Source organism: Cribrihabitans marinus (assembly GCF_900109035.1).
Lineage (GTDB): Bacteria > Pseudomonadota > Alphaproteobacteria > Rhodobacterales > Rhodobacteraceae > Cribrihabitans > Cribrihabitans marinus.
Genome location: NZ_FNYD01000005.1, coordinates 233,833 through 250,635 on the forward strand (window position 1 = coordinate 233,833; position 16,803 = coordinate 250,635).

General features: G+C 66.4%; 14 protein-coding genes and 3 tRNA genes. 12 read left to right on the forward strand and 5 right to left on the reverse strand.

All coding sequences use genetic code 11. The features are described from left to right. The first annotated feature begins 104 nt into the window (after positions 1-104). From BMX57_RS10385 to BMX57_RS10395, 3 genes are all read left to right on the forward strand, one after another. Positions 105-3,545, forward strand: coding sequence for a pyruvate carboxylase (locus BMX57_RS10385; RefSeq protein WP_092366193.1), 3,441 nt, complete (start codon positions 105-107; stop codon positions 3,543-3,545). Positions 3,546-3,784: 239 nt separating this feature from the next. Continuing rightward, a tRNA-Gly gene (locus BMX57_RS10390) sits at positions 3,785-3,859 on the forward strand. A 34-nt stretch (positions 3,860-3,893) separates the two neighbouring features. Beyond that, positions 3,894-3,968, forward strand: a tRNA-Gly gene (locus BMX57_RS10395). A gap of 130 nt (positions 3,969-4,098) precedes the next feature. Here the strand turns inward: BMX57_RS10395 and BMX57_RS10400 are convergent. Then, positions 4,099-4,185, reverse strand: a tRNA-Leu gene (locus BMX57_RS10400). 160 nt (positions 4,186-4,345) lie between these two features. On the opposite strand from BMX57_RS10400, the gene lipB reads away from it, so the two are divergent. Then, positions 4,346-5,029: a lipoyl(octanoyl) transferase LipB gene (gene lipB / locus BMX57_RS10405; RefSeq protein WP_092366196.1), complete on the forward strand. Its 684-nt coding sequence runs from the start codon at positions 4,346-4,348 to the stop codon at positions 5,027-5,029. Here the strand turns inward: lipB and BMX57_RS10410 are convergent. Both BMX57_RS10410 and BMX57_RS10415 read right to left on the reverse strand, forming a co-directional pair. After that, positions 5,021-5,896, reverse strand: coding sequence for a bifunctional helix-turn-helix transcriptional regulator/GNAT family N-acetyltransferase (locus BMX57_RS10410; protein ID WP_092366199.1), 876 nt, complete (start codon positions 5,894-5,896; stop codon positions 5,021-5,023). The two genes, lipB and BMX57_RS10410, sit on opposite strands and share 9 nt — an antisense overlap. A 60-nt stretch (positions 5,897-5,956) precedes the next feature. Then, complete coding sequence (locus BMX57_RS10415; RefSeq protein WP_092366202.1) at positions 5,957-6,376, reverse strand: HIT family protein; 420 nt, start codon at positions 6,374-6,376, stop codon at positions 5,957-5,959. Positions 6,377-6,713: 337 nt separating this feature from the next. On the opposite strand from BMX57_RS10415, the gene ctaD reads away from it, so the two are divergent. From ctaD to BMX57_RS10430, 3 genes are all read left to right on the forward strand, one after another. After that, the gene (gene ctaD, locus BMX57_RS10420; protein ID WP_092366205.1) at positions 6,714-8,384 is read left to right on the forward strand and encodes a cytochrome c oxidase subunit I; all 1,671 of its coding nucleotides are present in this window, start codon (positions 6,714-6,716) and stop codon (positions 8,382-8,384) included. A 454-nt stretch (positions 8,385-8,838) separates the two neighbouring features. Next, the gene (locus BMX57_RS10425) at positions 8,839-9,438 is read left to right on the forward strand and encodes a 2-hydroxychromene-2-carboxylate isomerase (RefSeq protein WP_092366208.1); all 600 of its coding nucleotides are present in this window, start codon (positions 8,839-8,841) and stop codon (positions 9,436-9,438) included. Positions 9,439-9,485: 47 nt separating this feature from the next. Beyond that, on the forward strand, positions 9,486-10,019 hold the full coding sequence (locus BMX57_RS10430; RefSeq protein ID WP_092366211.1) for a DUF2244 domain-containing protein: 534 nt from the start codon (positions 9,486-9,488) through the stop codon (positions 10,017-10,019). Here the strand turns inward: BMX57_RS10430 and BMX57_RS10435 are convergent. Next, positions 9,979-10,464: a GatB/YqeY domain-containing protein gene (locus BMX57_RS10435; RefSeq protein WP_092366214.1), complete on the reverse strand. Its 486-nt coding sequence runs from the start codon at positions 10,462-10,464 to the stop codon at positions 9,979-9,981. The two genes, BMX57_RS10430 and BMX57_RS10435, sit on opposite strands and share 41 nt — an antisense overlap. Before the next feature lie 186 nt (positions 10,465-10,650). Between BMX57_RS10435 and carA the strand changes: the two genes are divergently transcribed. Both carA and BMX57_RS10445 read left to right on the forward strand, forming a co-directional pair. Further along, the gene (carA, locus tag BMX57_RS10440) at positions 10,651-11,817 is read left to right on the forward strand and encodes a glutamine-hydrolyzing carbamoyl-phosphate synthase small subunit (RefSeq protein WP_092366217.1); all 1,167 of its coding nucleotides are present in this window, start codon (positions 10,651-10,653) and stop codon (positions 11,815-11,817) included. 78 nt (positions 11,818-11,895) lie between these two features. Then, positions 11,896-13,788: a glycosyltransferase gene (locus BMX57_RS10445; protein WP_092366220.1), complete on the forward strand. Its 1,893-nt coding sequence runs from the start codon at positions 11,896-11,898 to the stop codon at positions 13,786-13,788. On the opposite strand, the gene BMX57_RS10450 is transcribed toward BMX57_RS10445, so the two are convergent. After that, positions 13,789-14,439 carry a GntR family transcriptional regulator gene (locus BMX57_RS10450; protein ID WP_092366223.1) on the reverse strand — a complete coding sequence of 217 codons (651 nt, stop codon included), beginning with the start codon at positions 14,437-14,439 and terminating at the stop codon, positions 13,789-13,791. Positions 14,440-14,540: 101 nt separating this feature from the next. Between BMX57_RS10450 and BMX57_RS10455 the strand changes: the two genes are divergently transcribed. The 3 genes from BMX57_RS10455 to BMX57_RS10465 all read left to right on the forward strand — a co-directional run bounded on the left by BMX57_RS10455 (position 14,541) and on the right by BMX57_RS10465 (position 16,800). Then, a complete protein-coding gene (locus tag BMX57_RS10455) occupies positions 14,541-15,185 on the forward strand; it encodes a pyrimidine 5'-nucleotidase (RefSeq protein WP_092366227.1) in 645 nt (214 codons plus the stop codon). A gap of 94 nt (positions 15,186-15,279) precedes the next feature. Further along, complete coding sequence (locus tag BMX57_RS10460) at positions 15,280-15,528, forward strand: hypothetical protein (protein ID WP_092366229.1); 249 nt, start codon at positions 15,280-15,282, stop codon at positions 15,526-15,528. Positions 15,529-15,603: 75 nt separating this feature from the next. Continuing rightward, positions 15,604-16,800, forward strand: coding sequence for a UbiH/UbiF family hydroxylase (locus BMX57_RS10465; protein ID WP_092366232.1), 1,197 nt, complete (start codon positions 15,604-15,606; stop codon positions 16,798-16,800). The last annotated feature ends 3 nt before the right edge of the window (positions 16,801-16,803 follow it).

The following is a 16,803-nucleotide window of genomic DNA, read 5'->3' on the forward strand; positions in this document are numbered from 1 at the left end:
TGCAGGTGCAGAAAAAAGCCGGGGAGCCTGCCCTTTCCGCCGATACACATGAACATGGTCCGCCGCCGCGGCCGCGGCCGGGCCTCAATCGACCGGGACATGACATGACCGACTTCAACAAGATCCTCATTGCCAACCGCGGCGAAATCGCAATCCGCGTCATGCGCGCGGCCAACGAGATGGGCAAACGCACCGTCGCCGTCTATGCCGAAGAGGACAAGTTGGGCCTGCACCGGTTCAAGGCCGACGAGGCCTATCGCATCGGCGAGGGCTTGGGTCCGGTCGGGGCCTATCTGTCGATCGACGAGGTCATCCGCGTCGCCAAGGAATGTGGCGCCGACGCGATCCATCCCGGCTATGGCCTGCTGAGCGAGAATCCCGATTTCGTCGATGCCTGCGCGTCGAACGCCATCACCTTCATCGGCCCCCGGGCCGAGACCATGCGCGCGCTCGGCGACAAGGCCAGCGCCCGCAAGGTCGCCATCGAGGCCGGCGTGCCGGTGATCCCGGCGACCGAGGTTCTGGGCGACGACATGGGAAAGATCCGCAAGGAGGCCGAGGAGATCGGCTATCCGCTGATGCTCAAGGCGTCCTGGGGCGGCGGCGGGCGCGGAATGCGCCCGATCACCGGCCCCGACGAGCTGGAGGAGAAGGTGCTGGAGGGCCGGCGCGAGGCCGAAGCGGCCTTCGGCAATGGCGAAGGCTACCTGGAGAAGATGATCACCCGCGCCCGCCATGTCGAGGTGCAGATCCTGGGCGACAAGCACGGGCAGATCTATCACCTATTCGAGCGCGACTGTTCGGTCCAGCGGCGCAACCAGAAGGTCGTGGAACGCGCCCCCGCGCCCTATCTGACCGACGCCCAGCGCGCCGAGATCTGCAACCTGGGATACCGGATCTGCAAGCATGTCGATTACGAATGCGCCGGCACCGTCGAATTCCTGATGGATATGGAGACGGAGCAGTTCTACTTCATCGAGGTCAATCCGCGCGTTCAGGTCGAACACACCGTCACCGAGGAGGTGACCGGCATCGACATCGTCCAGGCGCAGATCCTGATCGCCGAGGGCAAGAGCATCGCCGAGGCCACCGGCAAGGACCGCCAGGAGGACATCCGCCTGAACGGCCACGCGCTGCAGACCCGCGTGACCACCGAGGATCCGCTCAACAACTTCATCCCAGACTATGGCCGCATCACCGCCTATCGCTCGGCCACCGGCATGGGCATCCGGCTGGATGGCGGCACCGCCTATGCCGGCGGGGTCATCACCCGGTTCTACGATTCGCTGCTGACCAAGGTGACGGCCTGGGCGCCGACCCCGGAAAAGGCGATTGCCCGGATGGACCGCGCCCTGCGCGAGTTCCGGGTGCGCGGCGTGTCGACCAACATCGCCTTTGTCGAGAACCTGCTGAAGCATCCGACCTTCCTGTCCAATGAATACAGCACCAAGTTCATCGACGAGACCCCTGACCTGTTCCAGTTCAAGAAACGCCGCGACCGGGGCACCAAGGTGCTGACCTATATCGCCGACATCACGGTGAACGGGCATCCCGAAACCAAGGACCGCCCCCTGCCCCGCACCGACCTCAAGGAGCCGAAGGCGCCCGCGCCCAGGGCCGAACCGCAGATGGGCACCCGCAACCTGCTGGAGCAGAAGGGCCCGCAGGCGGTGGCCGACTGGATGAAGGCGCAGCGGCACCTGCTGATCACCGACACCACCATGCGGGACGGGCACCAGTCGCTGCTGGCCACGCGGATGCGTTCGCTCGACATGATCCGCGTGGCGCCCAGCTATGCCGCCAACCTGCCGCAGCTGTTCAGCGTGGAATGCTGGGGCGGGGCCACGTTCGACGTGGCCTACAGGTTCCTGCAGGAATGCCCCTGGCAGCGCCTGCGCGATCTGCGCGAGCGGATGCCGAACCTGATGACCCAAATGCTGCTGCGCGGATCCAACGGCGTGGGCTACACCAACTACCCCGACAACGTGGTGCGCGAATTCGTCCGCGTTGCCGCCGAGACCGGCATCGACGTGTTCCGAGTCTTCGACAGCCTGAACTGGGTCGAGAACATGCGCGTGGCGATGGACGCGGTGATCGAGCAGGACAAGGTCTGCGAGGGCACGGTCTGCTATACCGGAGACATCAACGACCCGGACCGCGCGAAATACGACCTGAAATACTATGTTGCCATGGGCAAGGAGCTTCGTGATGCGGGCGCTCATGTGCTCGGCCTCAAGGACATGGCCGGCCTGCTCAAACCCGCCGCCGCGCGCCAGCTGATCCGCGCGCTCAAGGAAGAGGTCGGGCTGCCGATCCACTTCCACACCCACGACACCGCCGGTGTCGCCTGCGCCACCATCCTCGCCGCCTCCGAGGCGGGGGTGGATGCGGTCGATTGCGCGATGGACAGTTTCTCGGGCAATACCAGCCAGGCCACGCTGGGCTCGGTGGTCGAGGCGCTGCGCCATACCGACCGCGACACCGGGCTGGATATCAAGGCGATCCGCGAGATCAGCGACTATTTCGAGACCGTGCGCGGGCACTACGCCGCCTTCGAAAGCGGCCTGCAGGCCCCGGCCTCGGAGGTCTATCTGCACGAGATGCCCGGCGGGCAGTTCACCAACCTCAAGGCGCAGGCGCGCAGCATGGGGCTGGAGGAACGCTGGCACGAGGTGGCGCAGATGTATGCCGACGTGAACCGGATGTTCGGCGACATCGTCAAGGTCACACCCAGTTCCAAGGTGGTCGGCGACATGGCGCTGATGATGGTCAGCCAGGGGCTGACGCGGGCCGATGTCGAGGATCCCGACACCGACGTGTCCTTTCCCGACAGCGTCATCGACATGATGCGCGGGAACCTGGGCCAGCCGCCGGGCGGGTTCCCCGAAGCCATCGTGAAGAAGGTCCTGAAGGGCGAGGCGCCCAACACCGAGCGCCCGGGCAAGCACCTGCCCGCGGTCGACCTGGAGGAGGTCCGCGCCCAGGTCTCGGCCGAGCTTGAGGGCAAGGACGTCGATGACGAGGATCTGAGCGGCTACCTGATGTATCCCAAGGTGTTCATGGACTACATGGGCCGCCACCGCCAATACGGTCCGGTCCGGACGCTTCCCACGCGCACCTTCTTCTACGGGATGGAGCCCGGCGAGGAGATATCGGCCGAGATCGACCCGGGAAAGACGCTGGAAATCCGCTGCCAGGCGATCAGCGAAACCGACGAGAACGGCGAAGTGAAAGTGTTCTTCGAGCTGAACGGCCAGCCCCGCGTGATCCGCGCGCCCAACCGTCTGGTCATGTCGCAGGCCGCGCAACGGCCCAAGGCCGAGGTCGGAAACCCGAACCATGTCGGCGCCCCGATGCCCGGTGTCGTCGCGTCGGTCGGCGCGAAGGCCGGCCAGAAGGTCAAGGAAGGCGACCTGCTGCTGACCATCGAGGCGATGAAGATGGAGACCGGCATCCACGCCGAGCGCGACGCCACGATCAAGGCGGTCCATGTCCAGCCGGGCGGGCAGATCGACGCCAAGGACCTGCTGGTCGAGCTGGAGTGAACCGGCCGGCCAGGGCGGGGAGGCACTGCCCCGAGGTATTTTGGGCCAGATGACAGGGGATCGCACAGGGTTGCGATTGTTGCGCCGCACCGGTGAATGTCGTGGTTTCCGCCGCTTTGTGCGCGCCCCGGTTCGCCATTCCGCCCCAGGCTGCGCGTCCGGTGATTTTTTGCCGGATCCCGCACATTTCCACTTGCAGCACCGGGCGGGACTTTATATCTCCCGTCTCACTCAACGGGGCGGGCGTAGCTCAGGGGTAGAGCATTACCTTGCCAAGGTAAGGGTCGTGAGTTCGAATCTCATCGCCCGCTCCAGATTGAGACCCCAGGCCGGAAGGCCGAACAGGATGCGGGCGTAGCTCAGGGGTAGAGCATTACCTTGCCAAGGTAAGGGTCGTGAGTTCGAATCTCATCGCCCGCTCCAGATTTCTCCGGCAGGATTGGCGATAGCCTTCGCGGCAACAGTCGCCATGTCCCCGAGCGCCGCATTGGCATCGGAACAATCGGGATTTACGGCTAAAATGGGCCTATCCGCATTGCAATTTCGATTTGGATGGTGCGGTCGAGAAGACTCGAACTTCCACGGGTGTTACCCCACAGCGACCTCAACGCTGCGCGTCTACCAATTCCGCCACGACCGCACTGTCAGGCTTGGTGTCGCGGCGTATAAACGAGGGTTCGGGCGATGTGAAGAGGCAATTCGCCTGCCGTCCGGATTTCCGAGCGAGGACCGCGGCCGGCCCCGGCAGCCCCTTCCCGCAGCCCCTTCCCCCGGAGGCGCGGGCGCGCTAGGAGGACCGCATGGAATGGATCGTCACACCCGGTCTGACAGACTATGAGGAGGCCGTGGCCTTCATGGAATCCCGCGCCGCCGCGATTGCCGACGGGGCGGCGGAAGAATGTGTCTGGCTGGTCGAGCACCCGTCGCTCTATACCGCCGGGACCTCGGCACGGGACGAGGATCTGACCGCGCCCGACCGCTTTCCGGTCTACCCCACCAAGCGTGGCGGGCAGTACACCTATCACGGTCCCGGTCAGCGCGTCGTCTACGTGATGATGAACGTCGCGCGCCGCGGCCGCGACGTGCGCTGTTTCGTCCGCCAGCTCGAGGAGTGGGTGATCGCGACCCTGGCCGAGTTCGGCCTGCGCGGCGAGATCCGCCCGGGCCGTGTCGGCGTGTGGATCGAACGCCCCGAAAAGCCCCGACTGCCGTCCGGCGAGATGGCCGAGGACAAGATCGCCGCCATCGGCATCCGCCTGCGCCGCTGGGTCAGCTTTCACGGCATCTCGATCAACGTGGAGCCGGACCTTGAGCATTTCTCCGGAATCGTGCCCTGCGGCATCCGCGACCACGGCGTGACCTCGCTGGTCGATCTGGGCCTGCCTGTCACGATGGCGGATCTGGACGTGGCCTTGCGGCGCAATTTCGACGCGGTGTTCGGCGATGACGCCGTCCCGGCGGTTTGCTCCGCATCGTCAGAGTGATTTCTCGAAGAAGATGTCCGGATAGGGGTCGTCGTTGAAGCGCGGGATCTCGTGCCAGCCGCTGCGGCGGTAGAGTGCGACCGCCTCGGGCAGCGCGCTGTTGGTGTCCAGCCGCAATGTGGCGATGCCCAGGTCCTGCGCCACTGATTCCACCGCCGCCATCAGCCGCCGTGCCAGGCCCAGACCACGGGCGGATGGCGACACCCAGAGCCGCTTGACCTCGGCAACCGCGCCGCCCTGCCCCTTGAGACCGACACAGCCCAGAGGCAGACCGTCCGACTGCGCCAGCAGGAAACTACCACGCGGGCGCACCATGTCGCCGGCCTCGGGATCGCGCGACAGCGACACGTCGAAACCGGTGTCGAAGCGGCGCGCCAGCTCGGCATAGTATTCGCCCAGGCAGTAACGCGCCTCCGGACTTCGCGGATCGCTCTCGCTCAGGCGAACCGAGTCCGGTGACAGGGCTGTCGCGACCATGTCCATCGCCGCCAGAAGCGCCTCGGGATCGGGATGCCGGGCCAGCAGCGCCCGGGCCCGGTCGTTGGACAGCGTCTCATAGGCATCGAACTCGCGTCGCCCGGCCGGGGTGAGCGCCGCGATGCGGCGGCGGGCGTCCTCGGGATGGGGCTGCATCTCGATCAGCCCCTCGCCCTCGAGCCCGCGCAGCAACCGGCTCATCAACCCGGAGTCGAGCCGCAGGTAGGCGCGGATCTCGGCCACGTCGCCGGTTCCCTGGCCGATGGCGTTCAGCACCCGCGCCGCGCCGAGCGGACGGCCCCGCCCGAGAAAGGACTGGTCCAGCGCGCCGACCTCGGTCGTGACGGCACGTGCGAAGCGGCGAAAACGGGAGACGGAATCGGGCGGCATGGTATCTGACTTTAGTCAGACACTTCCGCCGATCAAGCGAAAACCCAACCCGTGCCGGCCTCACCCCGCCAGGGCGGCGCGAATGCGCTCTGCATGTCCTGCGATGACCTCCATGTCGCCCATCTGGCCCGGCGCGCGCAGCGCCACGCCGTCATGCCGGGGCAGAACGTGGAGATGCAGGTGAAACACTTCCTGACCGCCCGCGGTCTCGTTGAACTGCTGCACCGTCACGCCACCGGCGTCGAAGGCCTGCATCACCGCGCGGGCGACCCGTTGCGCCGTGGCCATCACCGCGGCCAGTTGATCCGGGCTGGCGTCCAGCAGGTTTCGGCAAGGCGTCTTGGGGATCACCAGCACATGCCCGTCCGCGCGCGGCATGATGTCCATGAAGGCCAGCGTCTGCGCGTCCTCGTAGACGCTTGTGGCGGGAATTTCCCCGCGCAGGATCTTGGCAAAGATGTTGTCGGGATCATAGGCCATGTCGCGCACCTCCTGTAGACTGCGAAGCAGTTCTGCGGGCCCGCCGGGGCGGGGTCAAGCTGCGACCGGGTGAAAACCGCAACAGCGGCGTCCGGCGAACGATCCAGCCGTGGGCAGTCCCGACCTGCAACCGCATGCCGGCCCGCGAGTTCGACGCGCCCCCGGGCAGTGCCGTACAGAGCGGGAATGGCCGGTTCTTCAAGAGGGTGCGGCCATTTATCTTGATCCAGATCAAACTCGGCCATTGAAGGCGCGCGCCCCGCATTCTAAAACCAGCGGGACTCTGCGTGCCCGTCCCGTTCCGTGGCGCGCGCTATCTGCAACAGGAGGCGCCTAAATGGCAGACGCAGCCATTCAAGGTCATGGGCACGAAGACAACCGCGGGTTCTTTACCCGCTGGTTCATGTCCACGAACCACAAGGACATCGGTATCCTCTACCTGGTGTTCTCGGCCCTTGCGGGCTTCATCTCGGTCGCGCTGACCGTCTTCATGCGGCTGGAACTGATGGAGCCGGGGGTGCAGCACATGTGCCTCGAGGGCTTCCGCCTGTTCTCCAGTGGCGAGGTCTGCACGCCCAACGGGCATCTGTGGAACGTGATGATCACCTATCACGGCGTCCTGATGATGTTCTTCGTGGTCATTCCCGCCCTCTTCGGCGGTTTCGGCAACTATTTCATGCCTTTGCAGATCGGCGCGCCGGACATGGCGTTTCCGCGGATGAACAACCTGTCGTTCTGGCTCTATGTCGCGGGCACCACGCTGGGCGTGGTGTCGATGCTGGCGCCGGGCGGCAATGACCAGGCCGGATCCGGCGTGGGCTGGGTGCTCTATCCGCCGCTGTCGACCACCGAGGGCGGCATGTCGATGGACCTGGCGATCTTTGCCGTGCACGTGTCGGGCGCCAGCTCGATCCTGGGCGCGATCAACATGATCACCACCTTCCTGAACATGCGCGCGCCGGGCATGACGCTGTTCAAGGTGCCGCTCTTCTCGTGGTCGATCTTCGTCACAGCGTGGCTGATCCTGCTGTCGCTGCCGGTGCTGGCGGGCGCCATCACAATGCTGCTGATGGACCGAAATTTCGGCTTCACCTTCTTCGATCCGGCCGGCGGCGGCGATCCGGTGCTCTACCAGCACATCCTTTGGTTCTTCGGCCATCCCGAAGTCTACATCGTGATCCTGCCCGGGTTCGGCATCATCAGCCACGTGATCGCCACCTTCAGCCGCAAGCCGGTCTTCGGCTACCTGCCGATGGTCTGGGCGATCATCGCCATCGGCGTGCTGGGCTTCGTCGTCTGGGCGCACCACATGTACACGGTGGGCATGAGCGTGAACCAGCAGGCCTATTTCATGCTGGCCACGATGGTCATCGCGGTGCCCACAGGCGTGAAGGTGTTCAGCTGGATCGCGACGATGTGGGGCGGCTCGATCGAGTTCAAGACGCCGATGCTCTTCGCCTTCGGCTTCCTGTTCCTGTTCACCGTCGGCGGCGTCACCGGCGTTGTGCTCAGCCAGGCGGGCGTCGACCGGGCCTATCACGACACCTACTACGTGGTGGCGCATTTCCACTATGTGATGAGCCTGGGTGCGGTGTTCGCGATCTTTGCCGGTGTCTATTTCTACTTCGCCAAGATCACCGGGCGGCAATATTCCGAGTTCTGGGGCAAGATCCACTTCTGGCTGTTCTTCATCGGCGCCAACGTGACTTTCTTCCCCCAGCATTTCCTGGGCCGTCAGGGTATGCCGCGCCGCTATATCGACTACCCCGAGGCGTTTGCCTACTGGAACAAGATCTCGTCCTGGGGCGCGTTCCTGTCCTTCGCCTCGTTCCTGCTGTTCTTCGGCATCGTCTTCTACGCGCTGTTCCGCGGCGCGCGCGAGACCCGGAACAACTACTGGAACGAATACGCGGACACGCTGGAATGGACCCTGCCGACGCCGCCGCCCGAACACACGTTCGAGCAACTGCCCAAGCGCGAGGACTGGGACCACGGCCACGCGCACTGAGCGCCCGGCCACCCGGAATGAAAGGCCCTGCCGCAAGACGGGGCCTTTTTTTTGGACAACTGTCCACGCGACGAGGGCCAATCGAGAGTGTTTTCCAAGGCATCTGCAGAATTCCCGTTGGCTCAGGTTCGGCCCCTGCAGCCGAAAGCATAGTATGTATCTGCCGCGGTGATGGGCTTGGTGGTCGAAGAGCTGTATCACGCAGACGGCTTCTGGCACTTCAATCAGTGCGGAACTGTCCGGGGGGTACCACCCGATCGCACAATTGAGATCTGCGTTGCTTGTGCTGGCTATCGCGCCGTCGGGTGAATGCCTCGGTATTCGTGTCACCGGGCAATTGCCATGTCGGCTTCGCCCCGCCAGGCACCCCGAGGACGCACCCCGAACCGCCCCATCGCCTTCCTGCCGGATATGGTTTACCATACGTCAACCTGTCCGACGCCGGAGCGGCCCCATGCCCGAAATCGACTTCTGGTATTCCATCGGCAGCACCTACAGCTTCCTGACCGTCATGCGCCTGCCGGACTGGTGCCGCAAACACGACGCGTCGGTGCGCTGGCGGCCCTTCGACGTGCGCCAGGTGATGCAGGCGCAGCAGAACGTGCCGTTCGTGGGCAAGCCGCAAAAGACCGCCTATATGTGGCGCGACATCGAGCGGCGCGCGGCGAAATACGGGCTGCGCGCGCGGCTTCCGGCCCCGTACCCGATTTCGGACCTTTCGCTGGCCAACCGGGTCGCGCTTATGGGCATGTCGGCGGATTGGGGCATCGGATTCACGCGCGCACTCTACCGGCTGTGGTTCGAAGACGGGGTCGAGGCGGGCAGCACCGAGGCGCTGACCGAGGCGCTGCACCGCGCGGGCCAGGATCCGATGCCCGTTCTTGCCCGCGCCGACGATCCGTCGACACGCGAGGCCCTGGACGCGGAAACCGCCGAGGCCGTTCGCCAGGGCGTCTTCGGCGCGCCCAGCTTCGTTGTCCGCGACGAGCTGTTCTGGGGCGATGACCGGCTGGACGATGCGTTCTCCTGGGCGCGGGTCGGCCATGTCGCCTGAGGCCGCAGCCCTCTCGACGCGGACGGAAAACGTGCTACCAAAACGCCATGCCCTATCGCTGGACCACCACCCCCTCTGAAGACCGGCAGGAGCTGCAGCTCTGGCCCCACAACTCGCTGCCGCCGCGGGGGTTCGCCGCGTCGGTCCTGGGGCTGTTCACCCTGGCGATGATTCCGGTCTTCACGCTGCTGGGTTCGGTGCTTCTCTGGGGGATCCTGCCATTCGTCCTGATCGCGATCGGCGGGATCTGGTGGGCGTTGCAGGTAAACTACCGCAGCCGCCGCGTCCTCGAGGTTCTCACGTTATCGCAGGACACGGCGCGGCTGGAACGTCACAACCCGCGTGGGCCGGTGCAGAGCTGGGACTGCAACCGCTACTGGGCCCGGCCCGAGATGCACGAGGCGGACGGTCCGGTGCCCTATTACGTGACGCTCAACGGGTCGGGGCGCGAGGTCGAGATCGGCGCGTTCCTGTCAGAGGAAGAACGTCGCAGCCTCTATGACGATCTCAGCGCCCGGCTGCCCGGGCGCCCGGCACCGCTCAGCACTGGCCCGGGGCGGCCTGGCACAGGCGATCCTTGACCATCGGGCCGACCTTGCCGAAATCCATCTGCCCGGTATAGCGCGACTTCAACTCTCCCATGACCTTGCCCATGTCGCGGATCGACTGGGCTCCGGTCGCGGAAATCGCCGTGCCGATCGCCTTCGACACCTCGTCCTCGTCCAACTGCTTGGGCAGGAACTCCTCGATCACCTCGATCTCGCGCCGCTCCCGCTCGGCCAGGTCCAGGCGCCCGCCCTCCTCATAGGCGCGCGCGCTCTCCTGGCGCTGCTTGGTCATTTTGCCAAGGATCGCAAGCACATCGCCGTCACCACAGCCCTGCGCCTCGTCGTCGCCGGCGCCGCGCGCGGCGATGTCCTTGTCCTTTATCGCGGCATTGATCAGACGCAAGGTCGAGACCCTCTCGGCGTCCTTGTCCTTCATCGCCTGTTTCAAAACCGCGTTGACCTTGGCACGCATATCCATCTGCTGATCCATCCCCATGGAAATCGAAGACCCCGACCATACCCAAAGAAAAAGACAGGCACAACCGGTGGCAACATGGCTTAAGTCACTGACAATAAACGATATGCGAGAATCGCAACAGGCTTGACCCGGACCCGGAACCCCCTTAGGTATGCGCCGATTTAGCCACATAAGAGGAGCCGCGTCATGGCCCGTTTCGCCTCGTCCAAGCCCACCGCGTGTCTTGCCTTGGCCGATGGGACCATCTTTTACGGACGCGGCTTCGGGGCGACCGGACAGACGGTGGCCGAACTTTGCTTCAACACCGCGATGACCGGGTACCAGGAAATCATGACCGACCCCTCCTATGCCGGTCAGGTCGTGACCTTCACCTTTCCGCATGTGGGCAATGTCGGGGTGAACCCCGAGGATGACGAAACCGCCGATCCGGTGGCCTCGGGCATGGTGGTGAAGTGGGATCCGACCGTGCCGTCGAACTGGCGCGCGGCCGAGAACCTGGCCGACTGGCTGGCCCGCCGCGGGCGCATCGCCATCGGCGGGGTCGACACCCGCCGCCTGACGCGGGCGATCCGCCAGCAGGGCGCACCGCATGTGGCGCTGGCCCATGATCCGGACGGAAATTTCGACCTCGAGGCGTTGGTGAGCGCCGCACGCGGCTTTGCCGGTCTCGAGGGCATGGACCTGGCCCGCGACGTGACCTGCGCCCAGAGCTACCGCTGGGACGAGATGCGCTGGGCCTGGCCCGACGGCTACACCCGGCAGGAGGCGCCACAACACAAGGTCGTGGCGATCGACTATGGCGCCAAGCGCAACATCCTGCGCTGTCTGGCCTCGGCCGGGTGCGACGTGACGGTTCTGCCGGCCACCGCCACCGCCGCCGATGTGCTGGCCCATGCGCCGGACGGGCTGTTCCTGTCGAACGGTCCCGGCGATCCGGCGGCGACCGGCGAATACGTGGTGCCGATGATCCGGGAGATCCTGGAGGGCAGCGACATGCCGGTCTTCGGGATCTGCCTGGGCCACCAGATGCTGGCGCTGGCGCTGGGGGCGAAGACCGTCAAGATGAACCACGGCCACCACGGCGCCAACCACCCGGTCAAGGACCTGGAAACCGGCAAGGTCGAGATCACATCGATGAATCACGGCTTTGCCGTGGACGGGCAATCGCTGCCCGAGGGTGTAATCGAAACCCACCGGTCGCTGTTCGACGGTTCCAATTGCGGTATCCGCATGGCCGATCGCCCGGTCTATTCGGTGCAATACCACCCCGAGGCCAGCCCTGGCCCGCAGGACAGCTTCTACCTGTTCGAGCGGTTCTCGGCCGCGATGACGGCGCGCAAACCGGCGGCCTGACCCGTGTTTTTCCGGCTTTAACCGCGCGTTAACCACGCCGCGCCCACCCTGACGCCGTCACAGCGCAGGGTGCCGCGGATGAGCGATCAGAAACTGAACCTGGCGACGCCGCTTCCCGCCGCGGTTCCGGCGCGGTCGCGCTTGCCGCTTGGCCGGCACCTGGTCGAGAGCGGCGCCATCACCCAGGATCAACTGGTTCAGGCCCTGCGGATGCAGCTGCACCTGAACGCGCCTCTGGGCGAGATCCTGGAGGCCGAGGGCTGGGTCGCGCCGGATCAGGTGACCGCTGCGCTGGCTGGCCAGCACGGGATCGACACCGCCGATCTTGCCACACAGCCGCCGCCCGACGACCTTTGCGACCTGCTGCCCTGCCGGGACTGGCTCGACCTCGGCGCGCTGCCCTGGCAGCGGATCGGACCGCTTCTGCTGGTCGCCACGTCGCGCCCGGACCGGTTCCAGTCGGTGCGCGACCGGCTGGCGGATCCCGCGTCCGGCCTGACACCGGTGCCGGTCTTCGCCCGCGAGAGGGACATTCACGCCGCCCTGTCCCGTGCCTTTGGTCCGCATCTGGCGCAATGTGCAGAGACCCGGGTCGCGCTCCGGTTCAGCTGCCGGGACTGGCATGCCGGGCGGCGGTTTTCGGCTGTTCTGGTGGCATTGGTCGCGGTGGCTGCGGCCTGTTGGGCGCCGGTGGCGGCCCTGGCCGTCCTGCTGGGGCTGGGACTGGCCACGCTGCTGCTGTTCAGCGGGCTGAGGGGCTGTGCCCTGATCGCCCAGATGCTGAACCAATCTCAACTGCTTGCGCCGCAAAAGGCGCAAAACACTCCGGCCGAGGGCACCCGCCTGCCCCGCGTCTCGGTGATGGTCCCGCTCTACAAGGAGCGCGAGATCGCCGGCGCGCTGATCCGCAGGCTGACCCGGTTGACCTATCCCAAGGCCCTGCTGGAGGTCGTCCTGGTGCTGGAAGAGCATGACGCCGTCACACAGGACACCCTGGCCCGGACCGATCTGCCGGGCTGGATGCGGGTCGTCACGGTTCCCGCCCTGTCCGGGCTGACGACAAAGCCGCGCGCGATGAACTATGCGCTGGATTTCTGCCGGGGCGAGATCATCGGGGTCTGGGATGCCGAGGACGCCCCGCTGCCAGACCAGATCGAAACGGTGGTCGGGCAATTCGAACAGGCGGGCGAGGATGTCGCCTGCCTGCAGGGGATCCTGGATTTCTACAATCCCAGGACCAACTGGCGGGCGCGCTGCTTCACCATCGAATATGCCAGCTGGTTCCGGATCATCCTGCCGGGCATCGCGCGGCTGGGCCTGGTGGTGCCGCTGGGTGGCACGACGCTGTTCTTCCGGCGCGATGTGCTGGAAAAGCTGGGTGGCTGGGATGCCCATAACGTGACCGAGGACGCCGACCTGGGGGTGCGCCTGTCCCGCGCCGGCTATCGCACCGAGATGATCGGCACCGTCACCTATGAAGAGGCCAACCACCGCGCCTGGCCCTGGGTGCGGCAGCGGTCGCGCTGGCTCAAGGGGTTCATGGTCACCTACCTGGTGCATATGCGTGCGCCGCTGCAATTGCTGCGCGATCTCGGCTTGGCCCGGTTCCTGGGATTCCAGGCCTTCTTTCTGGGCACGCTGGGCCAGTTCCTGCTGGCCCCGGTGCTCTGGTCGCTGTGGCTGGCCGCCCTGGGCATGCCGCACCCGCTGGTCGACGCACTGCCGCCCGGCGCGCTGACCGGCACTTTCGCGGTCTTCGCGGCGTCCGAGCTGCTGGCGTTCCTTGCCGGGCTGTGCGCCGTCTCGGGGCGTGAGCGGCGGTTCCTCCTGCCGTTCGTACCGACCATGCCGCTCTATTTCCCGCTGGGCGTGCTGGCGGCCTACAAGGCGCTGTGGGAAATGGCGTTCCGGCCCTTTTTCTGGGACAAGACCCAGCACGGCCAGGCCGCAGAGGACATCCCACCCGCGTGATCAGCCACGCTCGCGCCGGCCGGCATCCTGTTTCAGCCGGGTCATGAAGGCGATCGATATGTGGTCGCGGAGCGCCTCGGCCGCCGCCTCCTCGTCGCGGGCACTGATCGCCTCGACGATGCCGCGATGTTCGGATTGCGCGATCTCGCCGCGCCCCTGCGCCGCCAGCGAGGTCGTGGCCATCAGCGCCATGGTGCGATGCACCAGGTCCAGCTGCTGTACCAGATAGCGGTTGTGCGAGGCCAGGTGGATCTGCTCGTGGAAGCGGCGATTGGCCCGGCTCAGCGCCACCGGATCGTCCACCAGCGCGTCATCGGCCTCAACCATGTCGCGCAGCACGCGCACTTCCTCGTCGGTGGCGTGGCGCGCGGCCAGGCGCGCGGCCAGCCCCTCCAGTTCGCGGCGCACCACGTAAAGCTCGGCCATCTGGTTATGATCCAGCGAGGCGACGATCAACGACCGGCCGTCACGTTCCAGGAGCGATTGCGTCTCGAGCCGCTGCAACGCCTCGCGGATCGGCGTGCGCGAGACCCCAAAGCGTTCGGCCAGGTCGCTTTCGACCAGCCTGTCGCCGGGCTTGTAGATGCCCATGTCGATCGCCTCGAGGATCAGGTGATAGGCGTCCTTGTTGTTGGTCTGCGAGCGCGGCATCGGCGGAACTTTCCTTGGATCGGACCTGTCTAGACCCCGGCACCCCCTGCGATCAAGCCCGCCCGTTGCCATGGCGGGCGAACTGGCCTAGGTCATGGCGCATGGTCAGGACCAGCTTCAGCCACGTCCGGGATTGGGTGTTCGATCTCGACAACACCCTCTACCCGCCCGAAATGCGGCTCTTCGATCAGATCGAGGTGCTGATGACGGATTACGTGATGCAGGCGCTTGGGGTGGAACATGCGCAGGCCAATCATCTGCGCACACATTACTGGCGCAGCTATGGCACCACACTCGCCGGGCTGATGCGCGAGCACGACCTGGACCCCGAGCCCTATCTGGTCGCGGTGCATGCGATCGACATGAGCCATGTCGCCCCCGATCCGGACCTGGCCGCGCGGCTGCGCGAGTTGCCGGGCCGGCGCATCGTCTATACCAACGGCAGCGCGCCCTATGCCGAGCGGGTGCTCGCGGCGCGCGGCCTAACCGGGCTGTTCGACGCGATCTACGGAGTCGAGCATGCGGGCTTCCGCCCCAAGCCCGAGCGCGAGGCCTTCGAGGCCGTGTTCGCCCGCGACGGGATGCGGCCCGACACCGCGGCGATGTTCGAGGACGACACCCGCAATCTGGCCGCGCCGCACGCGATGGGCATGCGAACCGTCCATGTCGCGCCGGAGCCGCAGGCGGCCGACCATATCCATCACCACACCGACGACCTCGCAGACTTCCTCGCCCGGCTCGTCTGAGCCCGCGGCCTGCGACGAAACGCGCCGCTGCCCTGCGGCGCGGAATACCTACATCCCGTTCATATCTTTTGATCCTGCCCTGAACGGAGACCCCATGACCGCCATCGACATGCCGCGCCGCGACCCGATCCTGCGGCGGATCCTCTTTGCCGTCCCGATCCTCGGGCGCATGGCCCGCGAAATCGCCGAGGGCGACGACGAGAACATCCTCTATGCGGTGCTGGCCTTCGTCAGCCTGTGGGGCTGCGCGATCCTGATCTTTGGCCTTCCCGGCCTCTACATCCCGGCGCTGGCGCTTGTCCCGGTGATCTGGATCGTGCTGATCGCCATGGCCGGGATCTGACCGGCAGGACAGGATGTCGCTTGGCCTTGCCCCGGCCACGGCCCTAGTGTTCCGGCCAAGACGGAGGCCGATGCGATGACCGAATCCTGCGACATCCTGATTTCCGGCGGTGGCATCGCCGGTCTGACCGCGGCGGCCGCCTTCGGCAGCGCCGGGTTCTCGGTGATCTGCGTCGATCCGGCGCCGCCGGTGACCGAGCGCGATGCCGAAGGGTCCGACCTGCGGACGACAGCCTTCCTGCAACCGGCGCGCGCGCTGCTGGACGAATGCGGGCTCTGGGCGCGGCTCGACGATCACGCCGCCCCGCTCGATGTGATGCGCATCGTCGATGCCGGCGGCGAGACCTATCAGCCGCGCCTCACCCGCGAGTTCCGGTCCGCCGACATCTCGGATCAACCGTTCGGATGGAACCTGCCGAACTGGCTGCTGCGGCGCGAGATGCTGGCCCGGCTGGAGGCGCTGCCCAATGTCGATTTCCGCCCCGGCACAGCCACCACCCGCCTTTTCACCCGCGAGGGCGAGGCCCGCGTCGGGTTGAGCGACGGTGCGACACTGCGCACCCGGCTGGTGGTGGCCGCTGACGGGCGCGAGTCACCCATGCGGCGTGCCGCCGGCATCGACGTGCACACCACGCGATACGGCCAGAAGGCATTGGCTTTCGCCACCACCCACGACATCCCGCATGACAATGTCTCGACCGAGATCCACCGCTCGGGCGGGCCCTTCACGCTGGTGCCGCTGCCCGACTGGGATGGACGGCCCTCCTCGGCCGTAGTCTGGATGGAGCGGGGCCCGCGCGCCAAGGAATTGCTTGCGCTCGACAGGCCCGCCTTCGAGGCGGCGATGACGGAACGGTCCTGCGGGCTGTTCGGGCCGCTGACCCTGGCCTCGCGCCGCACGATCTGGCCGATCATCAGCCAGTCCGCCGCGCGCCTGTCGGGGGAACGCATCGCGCTGATGGCCGAGGCCGCGCATGTGGTGCCACCCATCGGCGCGCAGGGGTTGAACATGTCCCTGCGCGACCTGCGCTGCCTGCTGGACCTGGCCCAGGCCCATCGCGCCGATCCCGGCACCGCGCAGGTGCTGGAGGCCTATCACGCGGCGCGCATCCGCGACGTGGAACTCCGGGTCCGGGGCATCGACCTGCTCAACCGCGCGTCGATGGCCGGCGCGCAACCGCTGCGCGACGCCCGCGCCCTGGGTCTGGGCGCGCTCTACGGGCTGGCCCCGGTGCGCCACACGCTGATGCGGATGGGCCTTGGCGTCAGCTGAGCC

Coding starts and splice junctions, on each gene's coding strand:
- BMX57_RS10410 (WP_092366199.1), bottom strand. CDS start 5,896: ATGCCGCCCGATTCCGTCTCCCGTTTTCGCCGCTTCGCACGTGCCGTC.
- BMX57_RS10450 (WP_092366223.1), bottom strand. CDS start 14,439: ATGCCGCGCTCGCAGACCAACAACAAGGACGCCTATCACCTGATCCTC.
- BMX57_RS10465 (WP_092366232.1), top strand. CDS start 15,604: ATGACCGAATCCTGCGACATCCTGATTTCCGGCGGTGGCATCGCCGGT.
- BMX57_RS10415 (WP_092366202.1), bottom strand. CDS start 6,376: ATGGCCTATGATCCCGACAACATCTTTGCCAAGATCCTGCGCGGGGAA.
- BMX57_RS10425 (WP_092366208.1), top strand. CDS start 8,839: ATGCCCGAAATCGACTTCTGGTATTCCATCGGCAGCACCTACAGCTTC.
- BMX57_RS10385 (WP_092366193.1), top strand. CDS start 105: ATGACCGACTTCAACAAGATCCTCATTGCCAACCGCGGCGAAATCGCA.
- lipB (WP_092366196.1), top strand. CDS start 4,346: ATGGAATGGATCGTCACACCCGGTCTGACAGACTATGAGGAGGCCGTG.
- BMX57_RS10455 (WP_092366227.1), top strand. CDS start 14,541: ATGGTCAGGACCAGCTTCAGCCACGTCCGGGATTGGGTGTTCGATCTC.
- BMX57_RS10435 (WP_092366214.1), bottom strand. CDS start 10,464: ATGGATATGCGTGCCAAGGTCAACGCGGTTTTGAAACAGGCGATGAAG.
- BMX57_RS10460 (WP_092366229.1), top strand. CDS start 15,280: ATGACCGCCATCGACATGCCGCGCCGCGACCCGATCCTGCGGCGGATC.
- ctaD (WP_092366205.1), top strand. CDS start 6,714: ATGGCAGACGCAGCCATTCAAGGTCATGGGCACGAAGACAACCGCGGG.
- BMX57_RS10430 (WP_092366211.1), top strand. CDS start 9,486: ATGCCCTATCGCTGGACCACCACCCCCTCTGAAGACCGGCAGGAGCTG.
- BMX57_RS10445 (WP_092366220.1), top strand. CDS start 11,896: ATGAGCGATCAGAAACTGAACCTGGCGACGCCGCTTCCCGCCGCGGTT.
- carA (WP_092366217.1), top strand. CDS start 10,651: ATGGCCCGTTTCGCCTCGTCCAAGCCCACCGCGTGTCTTGCCTTGGCC.